Annotated in this window: 17 protein-coding genes; 4 read left to right on the top strand and 13 right to left on the bottom strand. The window is 43.5% G+C overall.

The annotated features are described in order from the left end of the window. Nucleotides 1-112: 112 nt before the first annotated feature. From carB to DWB64_RS15710, 10 genes are all read right to left on the bottom strand, one after another. Nucleotides 113-3,247: a carbamoyl-phosphate synthase (glutamine-hydrolyzing) large subunit gene (gene carB / locus DWB64_RS15755; protein ID WP_129489202.1), complete on the bottom strand. Its 3,135-nt coding sequence runs from the start codon at nucleotides 3,245-3,247 to the stop codon at nucleotides 113-115. Continuing rightward, on the bottom strand, nucleotides 3,241-4,320 hold the full coding sequence (locus tag DWB64_RS15750) for a carbamoyl phosphate synthase small subunit (protein ID WP_129489201.1): 1,080 nt from the start codon (nucleotides 4,318-4,320) through the stop codon (nucleotides 3,241-3,243). The genes carB and DWB64_RS15750 overlap by 7 nt, the downstream gene beginning before the upstream one ends. Nucleotides 4,321-4,555: 235 nt before the next feature. Further along, entirely contained in the window at nucleotides 4,556-4,978 is a 423-nt protein-coding gene (locus DWB64_RS15745; protein WP_129489200.1) for a hypothetical protein, read from the bottom strand. Between the two features lie 61 nt (nucleotides 4,979-5,039). Continuing rightward, nucleotides 5,040-5,651, bottom strand: coding sequence for a non-canonical purine NTP pyrophosphatase (locus DWB64_RS15740; RefSeq protein ID WP_129489199.1), 612 nt, complete (start codon nucleotides 5,649-5,651; stop codon nucleotides 5,040-5,042). A gap of 1 nt (nucleotide 5,652) precedes the next feature. Then, nucleotides 5,653-6,408, bottom strand: a complete 756-nt coding sequence (locus tag DWB64_RS15735) for a (S)-benzoin forming benzil reductase (RefSeq protein WP_129489198.1) — start codon at nucleotides 6,406-6,408, stop codon at nucleotides 5,653-5,655. 17 nt (nucleotides 6,409-6,425) lie between these two features. Further along, nucleotides 6,426-7,226 (bottom strand): GNAT family N-acetyltransferase, encoded by an 801-nt coding sequence (locus DWB64_RS15730; RefSeq protein WP_164980450.1) that lies wholly within the window; start codon nucleotides 7,224-7,226, stop codon nucleotides 6,426-6,428. A 122-nt stretch (nucleotides 7,227-7,348) separates the two neighbouring features. Continuing rightward, nucleotides 7,349-8,179 (bottom strand): DUF975 family protein, encoded by an 831-nt coding sequence (locus DWB64_RS15725; RefSeq protein WP_129489196.1) that lies wholly within the window; start codon nucleotides 8,177-8,179, stop codon nucleotides 7,349-7,351. A gap of 152 nt (nucleotides 8,180-8,331) precedes the next feature. Then, a complete protein-coding gene (locus DWB64_RS15720; RefSeq protein ID WP_129489195.1) occupies nucleotides 8,332-8,913 on the bottom strand; it encodes an indolepyruvate oxidoreductase subunit beta in 582 nt (193 codons plus the stop codon). Between the two features lies 1 nt (nucleotide 8,914). Beyond that, entirely contained in the window at nucleotides 8,915-10,693 is a 1,779-nt protein-coding gene (gene iorA, locus DWB64_RS15715; protein ID WP_129489194.1) for an indolepyruvate ferredoxin oxidoreductase subunit alpha, read from the bottom strand. 19 nt (nucleotides 10,694-10,712) lie between these two features. Then, the gene (locus DWB64_RS15710; protein ID WP_129489193.1) at nucleotides 10,713-11,624 is read right to left on the bottom strand and encodes a bifunctional enoyl-CoA hydratase/phosphate acetyltransferase; all 912 of its coding nucleotides are present in this window, start codon (nucleotides 11,622-11,624) and stop codon (nucleotides 10,713-10,715) included. Nucleotides 11,625-11,922: 298 nt separating this feature from the next. Between DWB64_RS15710 and DWB64_RS15705 the strand changes: the two genes are divergently transcribed. Both DWB64_RS15705 and DWB64_RS15700 read left to right on the top strand, forming a co-directional pair. Then, nucleotides 11,923-12,183, top strand: a complete 261-nt coding sequence (locus DWB64_RS15705) for a hypothetical protein (protein WP_129489192.1) — start codon at nucleotides 11,923-11,925, stop codon at nucleotides 12,181-12,183. Between the two features lie 14 nt (nucleotides 12,184-12,197). Then, nucleotides 12,198-13,457, top strand: a complete 1,260-nt coding sequence (locus DWB64_RS15700) for a DNA polymerase IV (protein ID WP_129489191.1) — start codon at nucleotides 12,198-12,200, stop codon at nucleotides 13,455-13,457. 72 nt (nucleotides 13,458-13,529) lie between these two features. Here DWB64_RS15700 and DWB64_RS19310 read toward each other — a convergent pair whose 3' ends face one another. The 3 genes from DWB64_RS19310 to DWB64_RS15690 are packed head-to-tail and all read right to left on the bottom strand — an operon-like array spanning nucleotide 13,530 to nucleotide 20,187. Further along, entirely contained in the window at nucleotides 13,530-13,700 is a 171-nt protein-coding gene (locus DWB64_RS19310) for a hypothetical protein (protein WP_164980449.1), read from the bottom strand. Nucleotides 13,701-13,729: 29 nt separating this feature from the next. Further along, nucleotides 13,730-14,170 (bottom strand): GNAT family N-acetyltransferase, encoded by a 441-nt coding sequence (locus tag DWB64_RS15695; RefSeq protein ID WP_164980448.1) that lies wholly within the window; start codon nucleotides 14,168-14,170, stop codon nucleotides 13,730-13,732. 47 nt (nucleotides 14,171-14,217) lie between these two features. Continuing rightward, nucleotides 14,218-20,187 (bottom strand): AAA family ATPase, encoded by a 5,970-nt coding sequence (locus tag DWB64_RS15690; protein WP_129489189.1) that lies wholly within the window; start codon nucleotides 20,185-20,187, stop codon nucleotides 14,218-14,220. A gap of 215 nt (nucleotides 20,188-20,402) precedes the next feature. Here DWB64_RS15690 and DWB64_RS15685 point away from each other — a divergent pair, with 215 nt between their 5' ends. Continuing rightward, nucleotides 20,403-21,080 carry a sigma-70 family RNA polymerase sigma factor gene (locus DWB64_RS15685; protein WP_129489188.1) on the top strand — a complete coding sequence of 226 codons (678 nt, stop codon included), beginning with the start codon at nucleotides 20,403-20,405 and terminating at the stop codon, nucleotides 21,078-21,080. 4 nt (nucleotides 21,081-21,084) lie between these two features. Next, the gene (locus DWB64_RS15680; RefSeq protein ID WP_129489187.1) at nucleotides 21,085-21,996 is read left to right on the top strand and encodes a hypothetical protein; all 912 of its coding nucleotides are present in this window, start codon (nucleotides 21,085-21,087) and stop codon (nucleotides 21,994-21,996) included. The last annotated feature ends 53 nt before the right edge of the window (nucleotides 21,997-22,049 follow it).

Below are 22,049 nucleotides of genomic sequence, written 5' to 3'. Positions count from 1 at the left end.
TGTAATTTAAAACTGATTATACGCTTAAAGGGTTTGACTGTCAAACCCCTTTCGCATAAAAAATTAACTATCTGTATTAAAATAAATTGCCTGTCTTGCTAGTATTTTAGAACTAGGAAATCGCCTTCGCATGAAGTGCATAAGCGCTGACGCTTTGCACACCTTTTTCAAGATGGTTGATGATCAGGCTGAACTTGTCAGGACTAAGCACTACGGGTATGCCTCTTTCCACTGCAAGCTGTCTAAGCGCTTGACCTGTCTCAGTGATACCGCTGGTAAAATCATTGGTTTCGACAATCAGGTTGATGTCGTTCTTTTCAATGATGTCCAGCAGCTCCTCTTTTGTCAGGTGATTGCTTCCCACCTTGACCGAATCGTGTTCAAAGTCTTTTGACACGACTGCCGCCTGATACTTGGCATCATCCGTTTGACTCGTATGCATCAGCATTCTGATCGACTTCAGATCGATTCTGTCCGCTACAAGCAATTTATCGAGCGCTTCAGTCATCGTTTTACCGATGAACATGCTTTCGCCCGTGGAGAGCATGTTGGGTCCAAGTATCGAATCGATACCGATCAGCTTTTCATTTGAAAACACCGGCGCTTTCACTGCGGCATAAGGCATGGTCGCCATGAGTCCGCAAGTCAGTCCCAGCTCGTTTAAGTGCGATCCGAGTGATAAGCCCACAGCCCAATAGATCAGAGGAGTTCGTGTGACTTTTGCGATAAACGGCACACTTCTTGACGCCCTAGGATTCACTTCAAGCACATAGAGCTCGTTTGTATATTTGACAAACTGGAAGTTGATGATGCCCTTATAGTTTAAGTGTCTGCAAATCGACTCGATATAGTCGTATAGCTTGATGGTCTGCTTTTTAGTAAGGTTGGCAGGATAAAGCGTAATGCTGTCCCCCGAATGTACTCCCGCCTGGTCAAGATGCTCCATCATGCCCGGAATGAACACATTCACCCCATCGGACAAGGCATCTATCTCAAGCTCCACACCTTCGAGGTACTTGTCGACGAGTATTTCAGGCTTTAGATATTTTGTCTTCATCGTTTCAAAATAGGCTTCTAGGGCTTGGTCATCCCTGATGATCATCATATCCTGACCGCCGATGACAAAGCTTGGACGAAGCAGTACAGGGTAGCCCATTTTATTGGCCGATACCTTTGCCATCTCAGCATTAATTGCGATGCCTCCTGCCGCTCTTGGAATACCTAGTGTGTCGAGCATCTCATAAAACAGCGCCCTGTCTTCGACCTTATCGATCGTTTCTGTTGAAAGTCCAAGCAGGTTCACACCGGCTTCTTCTAATTTGTTAGCAAGCTTGATGGCTGTCTGGCCGCCAAACTGCAGCATCACACCATGTGGCTTCTCCAAATCGATGATGGCTTTGACATCTTCAAAGGTTAGCGGTTCAAAATAAAGCTTGTCCGACAAGTCATAGTCGGTGCTCACCGTTTCTGGATTGTTATTGATCATGATGGCCTCATAGCCGAGTTTTCGTATCGCAAGCAACGCTTTAACAGAACTATAGTCGAACTCCACTCCTTGGCCGATTCTTATCGGACCGGATCCGATGACGATGATCTTTTTCTTATCGCTCACAACTGACTCGTTCTTACCATGGTAGGTGCTGTACAGGTAGTTGGAGTAGGCTTCGAACTCACCCCCGCAGGTATCTACCATTCGATAGGACGGTACGATTTTTTCAAGCGCTATACGTGCTTCGACCTCTTGTAAGGGCCAGCCGCCGATATTTGCGATACTCATGTTCGAAAATCCAAGTCGCTTGATTAGCTTGATCTGATCAGAGCTCAGCTCGTCTAGGCTCTTTGCCTGCTTCAGCTGATTTTCAAGCTCGATGATGCGCTTTAGCCTTTTGATGAAAAACAGATCGATATGTGTTCGTTCATGAATTTCGTCATCTGATGTGTTTCTTCTGATCAGTTCGGCAAGCGCGAAGATCCTGTCGAACTCCTTGTCGATGCACTTTTTAAACAGTTCTTCTGTGGTAAGTTTGTACTGCGACAGGTCGAACAAGTCGTGCTGAGTCATATCAAGCGATCTGATCGCCTTTAGCAGGGACTCTTCAAAAGTGGTCCCTATGGCCATCACTTCACCTGTGGCACGCATCACTGTCCCAAGCTTCGTGTTAGAGCTGTTTAGCTTGTCATAAGGCCAGCGGGGCATTTTAACCACACAGTAGTCAAGCGTTGGTTCGTGGCACGCCTTTGTCTTCATGGTGACTTGGTTTTCGATCTCATCCAGCGCAAAGCCTAAGCCTATCTTCATTGCGATGTTGGCAATCGCATAACCGGTCGCCTTTGATGCGAGAGCCGATGAACGGCTCACCCTCGGATTCACTTCGATCACGTAGTAACGATTGTCAGTTGGAGACAGTGCGTACTGCACGTTGCATCCACCAATGATATTCAGGTGGTTCACGATCTGAATGGCCGATTGACGCAGCATCTGATACTGTCTGTCATTGAGCGTCTGCGAAGGCGCCACGACGATACTGTCGCCTGTATGAATACCGACAGGATCCATGTTCTCCATGTTGCATACAGCGATCGTGTTTCCAAACTGGTCACGCATCATTTCATATTCGATTTCTTTCCATCCGTAAACCGACTTTTCAATCAGCACCTGTCCGACAGGGCTTTTTTTAAGTCCTTCATAGGCGATGACTTTAAGTTCTTCTGGATTGTCGCAGATGCCCCCGCCGAATCCGCCTAAAGTGAAGGCGGGTCTTACGATGATCGGGTAACCGATCTTTTCAGCGGCAACAAGCGCATCCTCTAGTGTTGTCACAGAATGGCTGGTGATCACCGGTTCGTCAATCACTAGCATCTCATCCCTGAAGATCTCACGGTCTTCAGCTCTTTTTATATCCTCGGGATGTGTTCCCAGTATTTTGATCTTGTGTTTTTCAAGGATCCCCGCATCGTAAAGCTTGATGCCTAAGTTGAGCGAGGTCTGTCCCCCCATGCCAAGCACGATGGCGTCCGGGGCTTCTGCTTCAATGATTTCTATGCATGACTCGACAGTCATGGGCTCTGAATATAGCGTATCCACCAAGTCAAGGTCCGTCATGATCGTCGCAGGATTGTTGTTGAGTAGAATGACTTTATGTCCGTGTTCGTTGAGTGCCTTTATCGCTTGTGTGCCCGAATAATCGAATTCTGCTGCCTGACCTATGACGATGGGACCTGATCCTATTACAAAGACTTTTAACATGCTTTGGCCTCCATGTATTCCACTGCCGTTTTCAAGATGTCATCAAAGAAGTAACTCGCATCCGTTGGTCCCGGATAGGCTTCTGGATGATACTGGACACTGGCAATCGGGGCGGATAGGTGCTTTATTCCTTCAATGGTTTCGTCATTAAGGTTTGTATGCGTTCTCATAAAGTTCTTCGGCAGCGTCTCTGGGATGATATGGTACCCATGATTTTGCGAGGTGATCGTGATCTTTTGCTTTAGCAGGTCCTTTACCGGATGGTTTGTGCCCCTATGGCCGAACTTCATTTTTTCGGTTTTGGCTCCGTGTGCAAGCGCGATGATCTGATGTCCAAGACAGATGCCAAAGAGCGGTAACTTGCCGCTAAAGTACTTGGCGCAGTAGATGCCTTCCATCATGTCCTCAGGGTTCCCAGGACCGTTCGACAAGAACACCATGTCAGGGTTCGTCGCCTCGATCACGCTAGGCAGCGTTCTTGAAGGAAAAACCGTCACCCCGCATCCTTTTTTTATCAGCGTTTCGACGATGCCTCTTTTCACACCAAAATCAATGACAGCCACATTGGGGAATCCTGTCGAAACCTGTGTAGGCACACTTAAGCTAACCTCGTGTGCAATTGCATGAAAGTGTGTGTTTTTAAGATCTTCAAGATGGAACTCCAAAAGGTCTGTCGCCAGTATGATTTTACCTGCGATTGCTCCGCTCGTTCTGATCTTTTGTATAAGCGAGCGTGTATCGATACCACTTAGGCACGATACTCCTTGCTCTTTTAAATAAGCATCCAAGCTTTTTTCTGATTCGGGGTTAGAATAATCTTCTGATAAATGACTGACAACAAATCCAGAAACATAGGATTTGTCCGATTGGAAGTCGAGATTGTTGATGCCGTAGTTTCCCATTAGGGGGTAACCCATCACAACAATCTGCTTGTAGTAAGAGGGATCCGTCAAAATTTCCTGATAGCCTGTCATGCCTGTATTGAACACAACTTCACCTATCGCGTTTTTTACATCACCAATAAGTGTACCTTCAAAAATAGTACCGTCCGCAAGTAGTAGATAACCGTTCATGCTTCGTTCTCCTTTCAATATCACTGCCTCTCGTGCAGTGTTAATATTCGAAAACCTCTTGTTCCGAAAGAAGCGTTTGGCCTTAGCCAACTATTCAATTGTTTGCATAAAGATGCACAGCGTTGCATATACATTCCGCGTGTTGCATCTCGAACTAATATAACACAGGAATGATACTTTTGCCAGAAAAAGTTTTATACATTCCATGCATAAAAAAACCCCCATACACTGGGAGTCAGATGATCTTTACAGAAATGTTAGGAGTATATTTAAGGTACATCAACAGTTTTTTAATATCTTCAGCATCCATATAGTTTAAGTGTATCTTAAAAATCTGGGCGCTGCTGTCATAAATCGTGATCATGTTGCCCTGATGAATCAGCTTTTTTATGGTGGTGATCGGAACATCAATTGTTTTTTGACTTACAAGCCCATGCAGTGAGATCGACTGCTCATCTATCTTCAGATACTCTTTGGTATGCTTATCGTAAAACTTGACCGCATAGACAATGCTTGTCACACCCAACACAAAAAAGAGAAGCGCCATAAACGGAATCCTTATGAGAATAATGCTGGAAAACAGCGCGATCAGACTTGCGATGACAAGTTCTATGCAAATGATTTGCCATAGGTTTCGATTACTGAAAGTAAATGTCATAATTCCTCCCAAGTTCATTTTAACTAATTATAGCATGAAAAGAGATTTAGGATGATAGAAATCAACGTCTAAGATGTCTTGTAAAAAACTCGCGCATTCCACGCTGCCACTTTTCAACATCCACACTCTCAGCATCCAGGTCATAGTAGTACCGACCCGATGCGATGTCGATTGAAATCGCATCCAGCGGAAAACCTTCCACTCTTTTTGCATGGGCCTTCTCACTCAGCAAAAAAGGATCCGAACTGATGTCATCCCCTTGATGGTCGATGATTGTATCCTTATCAAGCACCAAAGAGACCGCATTGATATACTGGGTCTTTATCGTACCGCCGTTGGCTTTTGCGACCCCGCTATAATGCTTGAGGAGCTGATCGTCATCGTACATGTCAACCCCTGTATAGCGCCTTACAAAGGTGCCGGGTTGCATGACATTCGGCTCGTCGACAAAGTACATGCCGCTGTCGCAAGAAAACACCGGGATGCCGAACGTCTTATAATAGGCGACCGACTTCTGTCTCGCGTTTTCTATAGGCTCACTGCCGTCCTCTGCAATTTCAGGCAGTTCTCCTTCCAACTCATTTAGTCCGATCAGTTCAATGCCGATCGGTTCAAGCGCTATTTTCATCGAATTCAATTTCGCGGGATTTGTCGTCCCATAAAGTAATCTCATCTTATACCTCTAATGTTCTAATGTCCAAGATTCCGCCTTGTACGAAACCACTTCCATGAAGCAGGTCGATCACTACATTTGCTACCTGTTCGGGTCTTAGTAGTTCACCATTGTCCTTTAATGCGATAAAGCGCTCCAGATTAGGAAAATCCGACTTCTTCGACGCTCTGATTTCAGCCTGCATTCCGGTGTCGATGACCCCAGGAGCAAAGGAAACTATGCCGACCGGTTTTTCCTGATGCATCTGTTCCTTTGCCACAGCACCCGTGAAACTATCGATCGCCGCCTTCGTACCGCAGTAACAAGACCATCCCTCGTAGGGCTTTTTACCTGCACCTGAAGAGATATTAACGATTTTCTTATCACAATCGAACTGCTGCGTGTGCCTTATAAATGCAGCAGTCAGCGCCACAGGAGCAACCGTGTTTACCTGGTAGCTCCTTGCGATTTCATCTGCCGTGCAGTCTTCTATGGGCTTCATCGGCTGGACAGTGCCGGCGTTATTCACAAGATACACGCCTTCAGCCGTATCCGGTATCACGCTGAACACCTTTTCCATCGCATTTTTCAGTGCTTCCATGTCATTCAAGTCAACCAAAATCTCAGTGTGCGAGACATCCTTGTATTTCTCATATGACTTAAGCACTTCGTTTTCAGACCTTGATAAGGTCACGAGATGGTTCCCCTTTTTTGTGAGGGCAAATGTAAGCGCTTTACCAAGTCCACGGGTTGTTCCAGTAAGAATATAGTATTTCATGTAGGTCTCCTGTTTTACTAGTCCAAAATAATTTCCAGCACCCTGTTTCTAGCAGTGAATCCAGCTTTCATGATCGTATTTTGAGAACCGACATTGTCGATACTTGTCGAACATACAGGTGCTAAGCCTCTTTCATAAGCAAGGGCTTTCATACGGCTTAAAATAAGTGTGCCCAAGCCCTTTTTCCTGTGATCTTTAGAAACCGTCATCCCCAAATTCGCAGTCTGATGACTTGTTTTGCTCTGTCTTATCTCACCTGTGCCGACAATCTCATCTTGCATATAATAGAGATATAGGCCTTTGGAGTCGACCAGCATATCATAATAGGGAATCAACCAGTCACCTGCAATCTCCACCTTCTGATCGGTATACGTCAGCGCTGCGTCCAAATCACTTGATAGCGCCAACACTTCAGATAGGCCGTCAGGCATGACTAGTTGATTTTCTTTGAGTGCATCTTCATACATGATTGAGTTCACAGTGACTTGAGTTGCACGGTCAAGACATATGGACAGATACCACGGCTCATAGGTGCACGCATACGCTTTTTCAAAGCCAAGTCGCATCCTAGCCTCATTAAAAAGTTCTGACGAGCAATTGATGAACTCAGGACAGACATAAAACTGCAGCAGCGACTTTTGATCATCAAGCACTAAGTACCCGAATACCTCATCGCCCACCATCTTGAAATAATTTGCTTTTGCAATAATCCCCAGCTCCCACATATCATCAAGAGGTGCCGTCAACGCCTTATAATACTCAATTTGCATTGCTCCGCATTCTTCTAGAGTGGATTCTTTAAACGTGGTCATCATCATCAAAACCTCCAGTTGCGCTTCAGTCGACAATCTCAGTATACATTTTTTTGCAGTCTCTTTAAAGACCTGCAAAATTAAAAGGCATGATACATTAAGCATCATGCCCCTTGTTAGCTATTCAGTTAGAACTCCTCAATTCCTACCAGTCCTTTTGCATCAAAGAAACCAGCAGTTATGGCACTTTCCTTAAGTGAAATATAAAGTTGAGCCTTAGTTGCATAGACATATGGATTCACAAAATAGATTCCGATACCGAAAAGCAGCGAACCTAAAATATACCATCCGATAAAGGATAAGTCCAATATCAATATATCAAGCTTATGGCCACTTGTCATTCTTTCACTTAGCTTAAGAGCTTCCCGAGCGTTCATGTTCGGATTGTCCGCAAGCAGGTAGGGTACCATCGAATAAGCGTAGTGCTTGACGATTCCTGGGATGACCAGTAGTAAGAAGAACAAGAAGTTCATGATTCCCCTGTACAGCATCGCCCACACGATATTGGTGTAATGTTCTTTTCTAAAAGCCATGCCAAGGTGGGCATAATGCACTTCGTCGTCCGTCAAAGCCCCTTTATAAAAGAAACTCCGCCCGCCGACTTCAAGGGGCGCCCCGACAAAGATCTTAAACGCAAGCGCCATCATCGCGCCGATAAAGATGAACAATCCGCCAAGCCCGATGAGAAGTCCCAAAGCGAGCGGCATCATTCTAGATACGCCTCGATCGATGCTAGTTTCAATCGCTCCCACCGAATCACTAATCGAATCCACACTCTCACTGATCGTCTCTTGGTTCCACATGCTGCTATCCAGCTTGTACTGAATTCCCTTATTGTTATTCGACCCGCTTCCGCCCGATGTGACGATGGCGATCACGAGCGCCACTAAGAACGCCTTCCAGTAGTATTTTTTTAAAAATCCTTTTGCCTTATCCTTTAGATCTGCCCTGTTCCACATAATTGCTCCCTTCTAGCTATATATGTACTTATTCTATCACTTATTTCCTACTTAAGTCATATCATACCCCATCTACATTAAAAAATGCTGAGAGACTGTTTATAATCTTATAAAAACAAAAAAGCAGCGACCGGAGTCGCTGCTTTATCCTACTATTTTACTGCGTTAAATCCTAAGTTGAACGCCTTGACATTCAGCTCGATGAATTTTTCTTTAACCAGTGATTTGATCACGTCTTCCCAGTTGATGTCTGTAAGGCCAAGACCTTTGACAAGGGCGCCTACCATGATCACGTTCATCGCTTTCACGTTTCCAAGCTCTTTAGCCATCGTCGCGGCATCAAGAAGCTGTGTGTTCTCAACATTCGATTTGACTTCTGCGATAACGCCTTCCGGATAGTCCGCTTTGCCTATAAGGATTGGAGCCGATGGGATTCTGAACGTGTTGATGACAACGGTGCCCTCAGGCTTGACAAATTCCATCCATTTGGCAGTTTCCATCTCTTCAAACGATACAAGAATGTCCGCCTGGCCTTTTCCGATGATCGGAGAGTACACTTTTTCGCCGAAGCGAACTTGTGTTGTTACCGAACCGCCACGTTGTGCCATACCGTGAACTTCTGACATTTTAACGTCGTAACCGCTGTTCATAAGGCCTGTAGCAAGAATCTTACTTGCTAGGATGATTCCTTGACCGCCTACACCTGATAATAGAATATTTGTAGTTTTGCTCATCTTATTTACCTACCTTTTCGATTGCGTCAAATGGGCAAGATTGAAGACATACTTCACAACCTACACACATAGTCTTATCGATTGATGCAAGTTTAGTTTCTTTGTTAAAGCTGATCGCAGGACAACCAGTTTTTGTACATACTCTACATCCACGACATTTTTCATCGATCACTTCACAAACGCTCGGTGCAAGATCAAACTCCTTAATATCCTCTGGAGAGAACTTTTTAAGTACACATGGCCATCTAGTGATGATTACCGATGGGCCTTCAAATGCGAATGCCTCGTCAAGCGCTTTAGAAACGTCGTCAAGGATCAGCGGATTGATGGTTTGGATATGCTCGACACCGATCGCCGCACATAATGCAGGGATATTGATTTCTTTAGCACGAGTTCCCATTAACGTATAACCGGAACCAGGATTTTCTTGGTGGCCTGTCATACCTGTGATTCGGTTGTCAAGAATGACATTTACCGTGTTGGAACCGTTGTATACAACGTCCATCAAGGAGTTGACGCCTGTATGGAAGAATGTAGAATCACCAATTACGCTGACTACCTTCTTTTCAACACCGTTCTTAGCAAAGGCTTGTGCGGCACCGTGACCCATTGAGATCGATGCACCCATGTCGATTACCGTATCGATCATGTTTAGCGGCTCAGCCGCACCCAGTGTGTAACAACCGATATCGCCTGTCACCATCACATTACGCTTTTTAGTGAGCGCATAGAAGAAACCTCTGTGCGGGCAACCGGCACATAATGTTGGTGGTCTGCCAACGATGCTTTCCTCGCTCATCTGTACAACCGGTCTGTCTTCGCCTAAAATCGCCTTTGCGATGATATCGGGATTAAGTTCGCCGATTCTAGGAATCACGGCTTTACCGATACAGTCAATGCCGGCTACCTTCATTTGCTCTTCGATGAAAGGCTCAAGCTCTTCGATGACATAAAGTGTTTCCACTTCATTTGCAAATGCTCTGATTTTATCCATCGGCAGTGGGAATGTAAAACCAAGTTTAAGGTAAGATGCCTTGTCGCCGAATACTTCTTTTGCATATTGGTAGGCGACACCCGATGTGATGATACCGATTTTCTTATCGTTCATTTCCACTCTGTTAAGTGGCGTTTCGTTCGAGAATTTCTCTAGTGCTACAAGCTTGTCTTCAACAATCGGGTGCAGTTTTTTTGCAGTTGCAGGAGCAGCTACGTATTTTCCAGGCTGCTTGACATACTCTTTCATCGCAACAGGAACGCGCTCGCCTTCTTCAACCAGTGTTTTTGAGTGACATGTACGAGTCGTCATTCTAAAAAGAACAGCTACATCGAAGTCTTCAGAAATCTTATAGGCTTCTTTCATGAAATCAAGCGATTCTTGAGAATCAGATGGCTCGATACATGCGATTTTAGCAAATTTAGCGTAGTATCTGTTGTCTTGCTCATTTTGTGATGAGTGACAACCTGGGTCGTCGGCAGACACAAGGACCATACCGCCTGTTACGCCTGTGTAACCGAAAGTGAACAGTGGGTCGGCTGCGACATTCACACCAACATGCTTCATCGCGGCAAGTGATCTGGCACCTGCGATAGAAGCACCGATAGCAGTTTCAAGAGCCACCTTTTCATTTGGAGCCCATTCGCAGTAGACGTCCGCCTTATACTGAGCCATGTTCTCTAAAATTTCTGTACTTGGTGTGCCCGGGTAGGCAGAAGCAAATGTAACGCCCGCTTCAAATGCACCACGAGCAACAGCTTCGTTGCCTGTCATAAGTTTTTTCATACAGCACTCTCCTCTAGGTCTATTTTAGACTCGCAGCAATCACACTACCAAGCGCGATCGAATTGAGTTTAGTTTCGTAATCGTCAGCACGTGAAACAAGTACAACCGGCGCCTTGGCACCCATGATGATACCCGCCGAGCTGGCTCCTGCAAGATAGGTCAGCGATTTACCGATTCCGTTGCCTACTTCTATGTTAGGTACCAATACGATATCGGTGTCCCCTGCGATACGCGATTCAAACTTCTTGATCTGCGCAGCTTCTTTTGAAAATGCCAAGTCCACGGCAAGCGGGCCTTCAACGATGACTCCAGGACCGAACTCACCTTTTTCCCCGCGTTCTTGTAAAGCTCTCGCTTCAACTGTGACAGGCATTTTTGGATTCACTTTTTCTTTTGCGGCAATGCAAGCGACTTTTACTTCCTGATTGCCTAACGCTTTTGCGACAAGCACTGCGTTTCCGAGAATTTTAGCTTTTGCCTCAAGGTCCGGCTCGATGTTCATGCCGCCATCTGTCAAGTAGATCAGTTTATGATAGTTAGGAACTTCATAAACCATCACATGTGATAATTGACTTTCTGTTCTAAGGCCGATCTCTTTGTCAAGAACCGCTTTTAACAAAATAGCGGTGTCGATAAGACCCTTCATCAAAAAGTCTGCCTTCCCTGCACTTACAAGACTAACCGCAAGCTTTGCTGATTCTTCCAGCGACTGTGACGCGATCAGTTCATATGCTGAAATATCAAGTCCCAATTCGGATGCCAACTGCCCTATCGCCTGACTGTCCCCCACTAGAACCGGCTCGACAATACCTTGTTCGGCCGCTTTGACAACTGCGCTTAAAACGTCTGCATCTTCCGCGGCAGCTACCGCAAGTCTCATCTTACTTTGAGCTTTTGCAGCGCCTATAAGTTCATTTAAACTTTTAATCATGTTATCACTCCTTTATTGGAATTAAATATGTATTTGATGTTCAAATAATTTAGTAGGCTTTACTAAATTATTTGAACGCACATTTATCTTACACTATTTTTTGAGTGCTGACAATATTTTTAAACAAGCTTTAACATGTTGCAAATACAATTGATAAACGTTTTCACAGCGGCAGAGTCATTAAAACTTGCGAACATCTGTTCGTATTTTATTGATATCGAACAGATGTTCGTGTATAATGAAGATAGAAATACTATATATTGAGCATAACTCGCTCACATTGCTTGGAGGGATTCAAATGAAACTTGTCGCCAGACCGATTGATGCCATCTCATGGTCTAATAAAAATGGAGATATCCGTCCACTTCGCTTTAAATTCGAAGATGAGGATTTTTCAGAAATTGTTCGTGTGGACCGCATTGTTAAAATCGAAAAAACACAGCGGGCGGGTGAAAATGCGTTTGTGTTCACCTGCGAAAGTGCGATTGCGGGTATCCGGAGACTTTATGAACTCCGTTACACCTTATCCAACTGCACTTGGGTTCTTTATAAATTTTAAAAGGAGTGATGTTTATGTCTGAAGACCGCATTGTCATGCATATCGATGTCAATTCAGCATACCTTTCCTGGGAGGCGATTCACAGACTCGAAAACGGATCCACGATCGATTTAAGAGAAATTCCATCGGTTGTCGGTGGCGACCCAAAGACCAGACGTGGCATTGTGCTGGCAAAATCAATTCCCGCCAAACGCTATAAGATCCAAACAGGTGAAACTATACATGTCGCCTTTCAAAAGTGTCCTATTCTCACCATTGTAAAGCCTTCCTACGGCCTTTATATGAAATGCTCCAATGCCATGAAGTCGGTGCTTGAGGAATATGTCCCCACCCTGCAGCGCTTTTCGATAGACGAGTTCTTTATCGAACTGACCGATTGTAAAAAGCTATACGGAGATCCTGTGGAATTTGCACATACACTGAAGGATGCCATAAAAACACGCCTCGGATTTACGGTAAATGTCGGCGTTTCGACAAACAAGCTACTCGCTAAGGTCGCTAGTGATTTTGAAAAGCCCGACAACGTGCATACGCTTTATCCCCATGAGATCGAAAAGAAGATGTGGCCGCTGCCTGTAGGCGACCTATACATGGTCGGCAGAAGTACCGTACCCAAACTACACGAAATAGGAATTTACACTATCGGCGACCTTGCATCGATCGACCGCGACTTCATTCGGTTCAAACTGAAGAAGCACGGCCTTATGATTTATGATTTCGCTCATGGTATTGAGGACAGCGCGCTGAGAGGAGCTCAGAATGAATCGATTAAAGGACTTGGCAATTCAACGACAATTCGCTATGATGTCACCCAAAAGGAAGATGCGTATATGGTGCTCCTCTCACTCACGGAGATGGTCTGTATGCGGCTACGGGAAGAAAACCTTCTTGCGGGGCTTGTTTCAGTGAGCATCCGAAGCCATGACTTGTCCAGGTACTCACACCAGCACAAGCTTAGTTTTCAGACCGATGTGACCTCAGTGGTCTTCGAAGAAGTCAAACGGCTCTTTGATGCATCATGGCAAGGTGAAGCCATCAGACACTTAGGTGTGAGGCTTTCAAATTTTAAACCCAAGGATTTTTATCAGTATTCACTGCTCGATCCTGTCAATATCGAAATGCGCCGCGCCCTTGACCAGACCATTGACGACATACGTCTAAAATACGGCAATAAGAGTCTGATACGCGCATGCTTTGTTCAGTCCGGATTCGCCCCTGTACAAGGCGGAACGGTAAACGATGAAGATTACCCCATGATGAGCAGCGTGCTTTGACAGGCTGGTATGCAAAGGTCCGTTTAAACAAATTAAAAAGCTGTTGTCATAAATGACAACAGCTTTTTCGACTTAATCTTCGATTGGTTCCATATATCGTTTCGGAATCCAGTTGTATTTGCCTCTATTGTCGACAATCTTGTAACACTCGCTATCCTGGTCGACAACCTCGTACACTTGACCCACTGTTGTAAAATGCGTTCGCAGCGTATCCAAAGCTTTTACCTTTACTTTTTCTGTCATGACGCTCCCCCTTGGTTATAGGCATTGTATCATAAATCCAATGCCATTTCCACCCAGTCTTCGCCCTCTTCGATTGTAACAAAGCCTATTCTCTCATACACCTTGATCGCTCTCTTGTTAAAGGATTGTACGATTAATTTGACTCTATCACCCGAATAGTCGTAATTTTCCAAAGCGAAGTCGATACACGCCGATACAAAATCATTACCTAACCCTTTTCCGGTAAGGTCCGGTCTTAAGAAATTCGCAATTTCAAGAGTATCCTCATCGTCAAACGCGCACTCAAGAAAACCGACGGCTTCATCGTAATCGTCTACTGCGATAAAACAATCATATTCCGTCTGATTCAACATCTCATCAATATCTGTTTTATTTTTATCGACATCATAAACAGAGTATTCGCCTTCGTATTTCCAAGACACCACTTCATTAGCATATGATTCGGTCATAGATTTGAATTCAAATTGCATAATGTCCTCCTTTATCTTATAGGACATAATACCCGAACTTTTATACTTTAACCAATAGAGTTATTATTGATTTTTGGCAATGAGATTTCAAATGCGGTGAATTTCCCAGCCTCGGATTTTACAGAGATATGGCCTCCAAGATGAATCACTTCGTTAAAGACCGCATTCAGTCCAACACCTCTTCCGCTGACTTCTGTCACTTCCTCACCTGTTGAGAATCCATGATCGAATATGGCTTGTTTAATATCTTCTGTCGATTTGTCGTCCACCGATTCGCCCATTGCGACAAGTCTGTTTGACAACAGCTGAACGTCCAGTCCTGCACCATCATCCATAATCTGAATCGAGAAGTTGCTTGCAGACTCGCTGGCCATACATCTTATGGTTCCTTGAGCAGGCTTGTTGAGCAGCACCCTCTCATCCGTAGTTTCGATTCCGTATTGGAGTGAGTTTCTAAAGATGTGAATCAGCGACTTAAGGAATCCAAGGTACACTGTTTCATCCAATTTTATATCCTCACCCTCAATGATGATCGGTTTAACTTCTTTTCTAAAGCTAGACGCCAGATTAAGAATGTAGTCATTGTACTGCTTCAACACTTCGGATAGCTTGACATACTTGAATTGCTGCATGACCCGAATGACATCAAGATGATATCGTTCTGGAAGCAAGGACAGAACCTCTGCCCTTATCGCTTCAAAATCGTCCGTATCCAATTGAATGATCTGACTGCTGTTGATGAAGTTATCCCCCAGATACTGGTTTATTTTCGTCAGATCCACTTGTATCAGACTATCCACGTCGATATTTTCAAGATACGACTTCAAGCGTTCAGGAGTCAACATGTTGTTTTGTTTTCCTGCAAACAGATGTTGAAGGTCGTTTTCTAAAACATGCAGCTTCGAAGCAGTAACCGCCAGCGACCACTGTGCGAAATCCCCTTTGAAGGTATGGATAATCCGATACACTTCTGCCAGCGCGTCATTGACAGATCCGACTTTAAGCACGCTTAGGTAATCGTGTTCAAAGAATTCCCTGAGGCGCTTTAAGCTGCTTTTGAAATTATTCTGATAACGGATGACATTTACAATCATCTTCAGATTCTGACGTTCTTCTTCCATTTCTCTTTCTAGCTGCAGTTTCTCGGTGATGTCTGTGAGTATGACTGTTATTTGCTTGATGTACTTGTTGGCAATAAAGCGGTAGGAGCTTTCAAATGTCCTAGCATTTATCAGCAGACGTTCCGGAAGCAACGACATATAAGCATTAATTCTTTCATAGCTTTCCAGCTCGAATATCTTTTCGACGACACCTCTAATGAGTGTGGCGTCCATTCCTGAAGAATAGGGTGCAAAAAGTGTCTCAAACCGCTCTCCACCGATTTCATGGTTGAAAATCGTGATACATTCTTTGGAATATGCAGGGTTGATGATTCCACTCTCACTGATCGATAAGAATCCCTGCCCTACATAATTGAGAAGATTTTCGATAGCCAGCTTTGTTTTTGAAAGTTCAAAGGTACGCTCACGTACAAGATCCTCAAGATTTTCTTGGTGTACCAGTAATTCTGATTGCGATTTTTCAAGCGCCCTGTAAAGCTGCGCATTGTCATATGCGATCGTAAACTGATTCAGTATCACCCTAAGTATTTCAAGTCTTTCTTCTCTGAAGGCCCTTGACATAAGGTTGTTTTCCATATACAGCAATCCATAGTAATGACCTTTGTGATACACAGGTATACACAGCAGTGAAAGCACATGATGGTTTTTAATATAGTCATCATTTGAAAATTGCGATGTCTCATGGGCGTTTTCTAACAATACGCTTTCTTGAGTCCTGTGAACGTAATTGACCACAGACTCAGGCAGCATATGGGACCTATGCACAGAAACAGCTTCATTATAGTGTGTGAATACTTCACCCTGCAGTTCTGCGATGATCTTTAGTCCATTGTCTTTAAAGATCAGCTTGGCTCTTTGAGAACCGGCAACTTCTTGTAACAGCTCCAAAACGACCCTAATCAGTTTTTCCTCTTCAAATTCAGTAGAAAGACGTTGAGTCGACTTCATGATCTGTATGGTATCAAGCTGCTTCGAACGATTGCTATGGCTTTGAATGGATCGACTCATCTCCAAATTGACAAAATCCAATGAATGGAATTCGATTTCTTGGAAGGTCTTGATCATCATTTCACATTTCACATGGCAGCCCAGTTGCCTGAAGGCCATATAGGCCTCTTTGATATAGGTTTTAGACAGTCTCGCAAGATTCTGCCTCTCGTAGCAATCTGCAAGTGATTCAGAGATCAGCGCCTCTTCAAAAGCGAATCCTTTTTCATTTGCAGACTGAAGTGCAAGTTTCAGTTCCTGATGGGCGTTCTCATATTGGTTCTTCTTAAAATAGACGCAACCTTTTACATGATGGTACTTGTGGGCGAAATTGGTCGGATTAGCATTACTGTATTGCTTCAAGGACCTAATCGCATTTTTGATACGGCTGTCGTCATATTTTAATCTTTGCGGATTCATATCACGCGCAAGTAGGGCAAGTGCCAGGTAATAATGATATTCCACAGCGATATACAGTCCCATCAACTCGCCCAAAATAGGTTTCAGATTTGATGCGATATCGCAAACTTCCTCATAATCGCCAAATGTATAGAGCAACTTCATTTTCAGTACCATGTAATGCGCGAGTATGGACGGCATATTGCTGGTTCTGAGTTTACGCTCGAACTCCGATTCATCAAAGCCTTCTGTAGTTAGACTCTTATAGTTGTCCGTGCCATGTGACTGGGCATAGACATATTGTTTGAGCGCCACAAGCAGGTTTGAGACATCCTTCACCCTGAGCACCTCGACATCTTTCAAAATCAAATCAAGTTCTGAAGTCATCGTTTCGAGGTTGGTGCCTGAGGACAACATCGCAATATACTTGCCGGCGGTGTTATAGGCGTAATAGACCATATCGCCGCTATAATGGCTGAACTTCTGGCCTTCTTCAAGATAAGGTATGCTGTCTGCGATATGGTTGACCCAGTGTGATAAAAAGAATCCCACGGTAAAATTGGTTTTACTAAGTGCTTCAAAGTCATTGACAGTCTTTGCTAGCTCTATACCGGTTTTGCCAAGGCGTAACGCATGGACATACCGTTTAAAGAGAGCGGCTTCGACGATTCCATAGGTTGCGAATGCAAACGGACTTAGACGCATGATACCGTGACTCATCGAGATGAGCATCATCTTAAGTATTATCTGAATGAAAAGTGATTTATCAATCAAATAAGAAACCGATATCAGTAGGTTCAGGATTTCTAGAATCATTATTGAACGTTCATCGCGCCCTATTGGCAATCTCAATATATCACCCGGCTGACGTACCGGTTTTGAATACCTAACCTTCACCAGATCCTTAAGCAACGAATACACATTGAGTTTTTCACTGAGTCTCATGTCCAGAAGCTCCAGCGTTTTAATCGCCAAACTGACCACCTTATGGGTTTCTCCCAAATTGACATATAAGATCAGTTTGATCCTGTTGACCCTCACCTTATCGAGGTTGGAAGTGGCGACATCAAAGAGCCAGTCAAACTCAAGCTCAGCTTCTTCAAACTGCTTGTTAAGATATTTCAGTTCAGCCCTTTCAAGGTACACATCAAAAGAAAGATCGTAATAGTTCTCAAAAGGTTGCTGCCCTATCGCAAGTACCGCGGATTCAATGGCTTCTAAGGCATTTTTATAAGCAACCGCTTGTTTTGAAATCATCGCGATCTCAAAATTGTATTTTGCTAAATTTATCCTGACTTTCTGATCCGTGATCAGGGCTTGTGAATGATTCAAATTGAATACGATATCTATCAAGAGCCTATTGCTTTTCATACTCTGATAGGTAGTGTAATAAATCATCCCCACTCGATAACGTAAATCAAGCAGTTCTTCACTTGATAATGTCTTCAAGATTTCAAGCTTCAATTCATCTTCGACAAAACGTAAATAGATGTCATGATGTTCCAGAGACTGCGCGATAATAAAATCTGTCAGATTGTCATTGGTTTTTAAAAATCCGCTGTCTAGCGCGAGCGTCAGACTCGCAATAAACTCGGAATAGCTCATGCCAGCCAGCTCGTAAACAAGACTCGACAGGATCCGGTCGCTGAACACGGCGCATATTTGCATGATTTTAATCGTGTTAGCATCAACAGCGCTTATACGCTTGATAATTGAGTCTACAACATTTCTGGTGATAGGCAGTTTTTGGACCGCATCCAAATTATAGTCCCAGCGACCTGTTTCATAATCAAAATACAACTGCTTGTCTTCGATCAGCTTATGCAGAAGGTCGGCGATGAAATACGGGTTACCATCGGTCTTATGGAACAAAGTCTCCGCTAGAATGATCCCCTGCGCGATCGGCAGCTTAAATGAATCAAACATGAACTGTTCAACATTCTTGACATTCAAAGCCTCTAATGTCACCGTCGACACGCGAATGTCTTTAAGCAGCATCTTAAGATCATGATAACGGTTGGAACTGTTTAAAACATCGACATCCACCGACCCGATCACCATCAGGTGCTCGTTGATCGTGGAATCCAAAATGTATTCGATCAAGTTCAAGGTAGGTTCATCCGCAAGATGTAACTGATCTAGTATGATCACTACCCACTTGGCATCCCTTTTCAGGACTTTAAGCAGTTTTGTAAAGGCCTGATTAAACCTTGTGGATGCTTCGATAGGATTGAACGAACCTTCAAACTCAACGTGTCCTACCAGTTTTTCAACCGATGGAATTACTTTGATCAGAACACCTAAATTAGGTCCTATTTCAGCCTCAAGTTCCTCTTTTACCTCTAAAATGGTCTCTTCACTCTCTACAAGAAGCCTATTGATGATCTGGCCGATCGCATTTGAAAGTCCTTGATAGACGTGTCCGGTCTGATGTATGGTACAGGCTCCATTAATGAGGAATGCTCCTTGCTTCACGAATTGTTTTGATAGTTCACGAAGCACAAAGGATTTACCGACACCCCTTTTACCCAAAAGGGCGACGCATTCATTGTTACCGTTTTGAACACGAAATGCGATATTGGTCATAATCTCCACTTCGACATCTCTGCCAAATCTGGTTTTAGGCATCACAAAATAACTCAAAACATCTCTTTGAGCTATTTCAAATTGTGTCGGTTCATTGGATTCGTATAATCTTTTGAATTTAAGCAGATCTTCCTTTAATCCGTATATGCTTTGATATCTCTGTTCAGGAGCTTTACATAAAAGCTTCATGATCATATCCGAAAGCACAATAGGAATACCGTTTCGAAGTTGATTTGGCGGCATCGCCTCTGTAGCCAGATGCATGTGAATCAGCGATAATACATCGTTTTCTTCTGAAACAAAGGGTTTTTCACCGATCAACAGCTCATAGAAGGTAACACCTAAAGAATATAAGTCGGTCCTAAAGTCAATATTGTGGTTCACCCTGCCCGTTTGCTCGGGTGCCACATAAGACGCGGTTCCGCTAAAATCGTAATCGGCTCTTTCCGTGCTGCCTGATCTTGATATGTAGTCGGCCAGTCCGAAGTCATTTATTTTTACAATGGACAGATCTTCTGAAACAATAAAATTCGAAGGGTTGATATCACAATGGACAATCCCTTTACTATGGATATATGCAAGGCTTTCGACCATATGCACCGCAAGAGGCAGAAATCTTTCGATCGGCATCGGTTCTCCCGACAACAAATCATCTAGGGATACACCGTTGAAATCATCGCTGGTCAGATAAGCGTTGCCTTCAGTCACACCAAACTCTTTCGCGCACACAACAAATCGAGGATCAAGATTTTTAGAAAACTCCAGTTCCTTTTTCATTTTTGTCAACTCGAGCTGCGAGTATCCCATCTGATGCAATATTTTTAAGATACATACTTCTCCATCTGGGGTAATCACTCGGAATATTGAACGTTTTACATTTGATTTCAATTTCTCTTGTATTTCAAATGTTCCAATTTTAGACATAATAACCTCTTAAACATCCACTTGTCAGTTTGCTATTCTTTATTATACCAAAATTTGAGCATAATAATAATTCATTTTACATAGGTCCAATCAAGTACCGTCAACTGTTCAATTATTATGCTCTTAAATATGAATGTGAGATTTTATACTGGGTAACTATAAAATACCCCAAAATATGATTACTTGATACGTATATATAGTTAAGAGGTGCATCAATGATAAAACAGGATATCCTCGATGCTCAAAATGATAAGGATTTGCTGAACGCTTTAATTGCCTCCAATCGTGAGTACATAAAAAAAATAGCCGGTCGAATTCTAAATAAGCACATCGACGTTAGCAACGATGACGCATATGCAATCGCGATGTACGGTTTTTATGAAGCGCTTCGTAACTACGATGAGAACAAGGGTTCTTTCAACACGTTTGTTTACGCGGTGATAAGAAATCGGCTTTATGATTATGGACGCATCGCAAAGCGCACAAAATCACATGAGGAGCTAACGGTCGACACCAACTACCCCAATGAACTCACTGCAAAATCGGTGGATGAATTTGCAAAACTGACCACTAGGGAGGAATTGCAGCTTGAAATACTTAATCTTTCCAATCGATTACGTGAATTCGATATCAACTACCTCGACCTTGTGCATGCGAGACCAAAAGCGAACAAGACAAAACAGTATATCATAGAACTTTTTAAAGATCTTGACGCATGTGAGTCGGCATATAAGGCCCTGATCAAGACTCATCGACTTCAGATCAAAGCTTTTGAAAACATGCCGGACTTTAATAGAAAGCGCATCGAAAGACATCGCTCCTTTATTATTTCCAAGCTGATCATCTTCTTTGAAGATTTCCCACAAGTCAAATCATTTATAGATTGGGGCTGATCTTATGAAGTACCTCGTAGTTGAACGACTGTCATCCGATAAGATACTGGTGATGACTTCTGAGGGGATTGTAAAAAAAGTGAACGACACCTCTGCCACATTGGGAGAACAGATTGATTCGGACCAAGTGGAGCATTTTTTTCTGAGTAGACAGATGAGACGAACTGTTTTGGCATTCTCTATCGTTTTGATCTTATTTGTAGTCTCATACGCGGTCCCTGTCGGCTCTGTAGATATCGACATCAACCCGAGCATCACGCTTGAATACAACCTATACAGGCGTGTTATCGACATTTACGGCAGAAACGAAGACGGCACTGATCTTTTATTCTACATCGAGTCGACCCTTTCCGGTCAAGGCATCGATGACGCAGTGACAAATGCCATTTCTGGATACATGGAGTATTTTAATCAAGATGACGAAAGCGTTTTGGTCTTGCTTTCAGCTCCAAAGGGAATAGCACCCCGACTTCACACCAAGTACGCATCGGACAATACAGCATCCGTTGTAATATTCATCACCCCTGACCAAAACCGTCAAGTCCATCAGTATTCATTGGCCCAAGAAATCATGAGCGAAGAATACCTGGTGATTGACGAAATCATGTTGCCACTTGGTCAGACAATTGATACGATTAAGGAAATGTACAATCAAGGCCAAGGGAGCGGAAGCGGTAAAGGCAACATGCCAGATGAACTGAATCCTTCAAACAACAATAACGCACCTGAAAAAGACGACGAACACCCTTCTAACAACAGTAACAAACCAGATAAGGAGATAGAACACCCATCAAACAATCAGAATAAGAACGACACCGATTCAGAAATTGAAGAATCAAGACAGACACCAACTAAAACCGTCAATCCAAACTCCAACAAAAACAATAATAATAACAAAAACAACAACAAGCGATGAATAGGATCAATTCTTAAAGTGATCCATTTCATAAATATCTAAGGAGGATTTAT

The sequence above is a fragment of the Fusibacter sp. A1 genome (genome assembly GCF_004125825.1).
Classification (GTDB): domain Bacteria; phylum Bacillota; class Clostridia; order Peptostreptococcales; family Acidaminobacteraceae; genus QQWI01.
This window is presented reverse-complemented; position numbering and strand designations above follow the sequence as displayed.